Below are 2,725 nucleotides of genomic sequence, written 5' to 3'. Positions count from 1 at the left end.
CAGGCGCTGGAGAACCTGCAGCGCGTGCCCGGCGCGCAGGCCGACATCCAGGTCGAACCCGCGCAGGCCACGACCGAGGCCGGTTATAGCGACCTGGCGGTGAGCTACCAGGGTGGCCGCCAATGGCGCTGGCAGGTGTCGGTGGACGACAGCGGCAGCGCGGCGACGGGCCGCTATCCGGTGGCGCTGACGGCCTCGCTGGACCACGCGCTCACGCTCAACGATCTGTTCTACGTGACGCTCAACCGCGACACCGGCTGGGTGGGGCGCCGCGTCGACGATCGCGAGGGGCCGCACCCGGGCACCGGTGGCCAGGTGCTGCACTACTCGCTGCCCTGGGGCCACACGCTGATCAGCGCGACCGTCAGCCGCAGCGGCTATCGCCAAGTGGTCGTGGGCGCGAACCAGGACTACGTCTACCGCGGCACCAGCAGCAACGGCGAGCTCAAGCTGACCCGTCTGCTCTGGCGCGATGGCCGCTTCAAGTTCAGCGGCTGGGTGAAGGCCTTCGGGCGGGGCTCGCGCAACTACATCGACGACACCGAGGTCGAGGTGCAGCGTCGCCGCGTGGGCGGCTGGGAAGCGGGGCTGAACCTCAAGCGCAACGCGGGTGGCGTGAGCACCGAGGGCGAGCTCAGCGTGAAGCGCGGCACGGGCCTGTTCCACGCGCTGACGGCACCGGAGGAGGACTTCGGTGAAGGCGACTCACGCCCGCGCCTGGCGCAGGTGTCCTTCAGCGCGTCCGGCGCGGCGCCGCTGGGCGCGCGCCAGCTGCAGTGGAGCACGCAGTGGCGCGGCCAGCTGGCGATGAACCGCCTGACGCCGCAGGACCGCTTCGCCATCGGCGGGCGCTACACGGTGCGCGGCTTTGGCAGCGAGACCTCGCTGTCGGCCGACGACGGCCTGCTGATGCGCAATGAGGTCGAACTGCCGCTGTCGCAGGGGCACTCCGGGGCGGTCTCGATCTACCTGGGCGCCGACATCGGCCTGGTGGGCGGCGGCGGCGCGGAGCGCCTGGCCGGCCGCCACCTGAGCGGCGCCGTGATCGGTTCGCGCCTGCGTGCGCAGGGCCTGTCGCTCGATGTCTTCGCCGGCGCGCCGCTGTGGCAGCCGTCCCGCTTTCCCGCCGCGCGCGTGGTCGCCGGTTTCAACCTGAGCTATTCGCGATGAACCGTCTGCAGTACCGCATCGTCTTCAACACGCAGCGCGGCCAGTTCATGGCGGTCGCGGAGATCGCGCTCAGCCGGACCAAGGGCGGCGGCGGCATCGGGACGAGCGACGCGCCGTCGCGTCGCGTGCTCGGATCGGCGGACGCGGCGCAGCCGCTCTCGCGCGGCCCCCCGTCGCTGCTGGCGCTGGCCGCGGCGCTGGCCACCGGCGTCGTGATGACGCTGACGCCGTCGACCGCGGCGCTCGCGCAGGTCAAGGCCGACCCGGGCGCGCCCAGGACCCAGCAGCCCACGGTGGTCAACAGCGCCAACGGCACGCCGCAGGTCAACATCCAGACCCCCAGCGCGGCGGGCGTCTCGCGCAACAGCTACAGCCAGTTCGACGTCGACAAGCGCGGCGTGATCCTGAACAACTCGCGGACCGACGTCAGCACCCAGCTCGGCGGCTGGGTGCAGGCCAACCCCTGGCTGGCCAAGGGCGGCGCGCGCGTGATCCTCAACGAGGTCAACAGCAGCGCGCCCAGCCAGCTCAAGGGCTTCGTCGAGGTCGCCGGCCAGCGGGCCGAGGTGATCATCGCCAACCCCGCCGGCATCCAGGTCGATGGCGCGGGCTTCATCAACGCCAGCGGCGCGGTACTGACCACCGGCGCGCCGCGCTTGAACGCCGACGGCAGCATCGGCGGCTTCGGCGTGCAGGGCGGCCTGATCCGCGTCGACGGCCAAGGGCTGGACGGCTCGCAGACGGACTACACGGCGCTGCTGGCGCGGGCGGTGGCGCTCAACGCCGGGCTGTGGGCCAAGGACGCGCGGATCCAGACCGGCGCGCAGGTGATGACGGTCGACGGCGCGGCCGCGGGCCATGGCGCGGGCGAGGCGCTGACCGCCAGCGGCGAGCGCCCGCGTTATGCGCTGGACAGCACCGCGCTGGGCGGCATCTACGCGCAGCGGATCACGCTGGTCGGCACGGAGGTGGGGCTGGGCGTGCGGCAGGCGGGGCAGGTCGTGGGCGGGCAGCTGACGCTGCGGGCGGACGGGTGGCTGGAGAACACCGGCACGGTGTATGCGCAGGAGACGGACGCGAACGGCGCGCCGGCGCTGGCGGTGCAGTCGGGCACCGGGGTGCGGAACGCGGGATGGATGGCCTCGCGCGGGTCGACGTCAATCACCGCGCCTGAGCTGGCGAGCACTGCCGGCAGCGTGACGGCGGCGGGCCTGGGGAGCGACGGCACGATCGCGGCCGGATCGCAGGCGCTGACGCTGAAGGCGGATCGGTCGAACCAGCAAGCCGGCCAGTTGCTGGCCGCGGGCCGCTTGTCCGCGCAGGCACCGGCGCTGGACCTGAGCGGCGCGCAGGCGCAGGCCGCCTCGATCGCGGTCGATGGCACGACGGTGACGGCGCGGCGGGCGGTGCTGATCGCATCGGGCCCGTCGGCCGCATCGACCGCGTCGGCAGGCCCGACCGTGTCCGGCGCGCTCGACATCACGACCACGGGCGCGGTGGACCTGGGGCAGGCCCAGGCGCAAGCCCGGTCGATCGCGGTGAGCGGCAGCTCGGT

2 protein-coding genes are annotated in these 2,725 nt (G+C 73.4%); both read left to right on the top strand.

Features of this window, described 5'->3' with window-relative positions; genetic code table 11:
- On the top strand, positions 1–1,170 hold a 1,170-nt coding region (locus MCHT01_RS25295; RefSeq protein ID WP_067070540.1), incomplete at its 5' end, for a ShlB/FhaC/HecB family hemolysin secretion/activation protein.
- A partial coding sequence (locus MCHT01_RS25290; RefSeq protein WP_148661737.1) for a two-partner secretion domain-containing protein occupies positions 1,167–2,725 on the top strand: 1,559 nt, incomplete at its 3' end. The genes MCHT01_RS25295 and MCHT01_RS25290, both read left to right, overlap by 4 nt.

Source organism: Mitsuaria chitosanitabida ATCC BAA-476 = NBRC 102408 (genome assembly GCF_001598255.1).
Taxonomy (GTDB): Bacteria; Pseudomonadota; Gammaproteobacteria; order Burkholderiales; family Burkholderiaceae_C; genus Roseateles; species Roseateles chitosanitabidus.
The sequence above is the reverse complement of the archived record's forward strand: the minus strand, read 5'-3'. Positions and strand labels throughout refer to the sequence as shown.